This window comes from Paenibacillus sinopodophylli (assembly GCF_005930355.1).
In the GTDB taxonomy this organism is placed as follows: Bacteria; Bacillota; Bacilli; order Paenibacillales; family Paenibacillaceae; genus Pristimantibacillus; species Pristimantibacillus sinopodophylli.
This window is the reverse complement of sequence record NZ_VDBO01000100.1, coordinates 1-224: the sequence shown is the minus strand read 5'-3', so window position 1 is coordinate 224 and position 224 is coordinate 1. Positions and strand designations below refer to the sequence as shown.

The window sequence follows — 224 nt, the reverse complement described above, 5'->3', positions numbered from 1 at the left end:
ACATCGGTGGCGGACCAGTATACGTTCATAGCTGCGCCGACGATCACTAGTATTTCGCCGACGGCGGGCCCGACGACGGGAGGAACGACCGTCACGTTGACCGGCACGAATCTGTCTGGTGCAACAGCGGTGACGTTTGGTGCAACAGCGGCGACGGGCTTTACTGTAAATTCAGCAACGCAAATCACAGCAACGGCTCCGGCTGGCTCGGGAACTGTAGACGT

The 224-nt window shown here is 58.9% G+C and carries 1 protein-coding gene; it reads left to right on the top strand.

Translation table 11 applies throughout. From position 1 onward, the window contains the following. Positions 1-224 (top strand): IPT/TIG domain-containing protein (locus FGT79_RS30855; protein ID WP_212758679.1); only part of this gene is annotated, 224 nt, incomplete at both ends.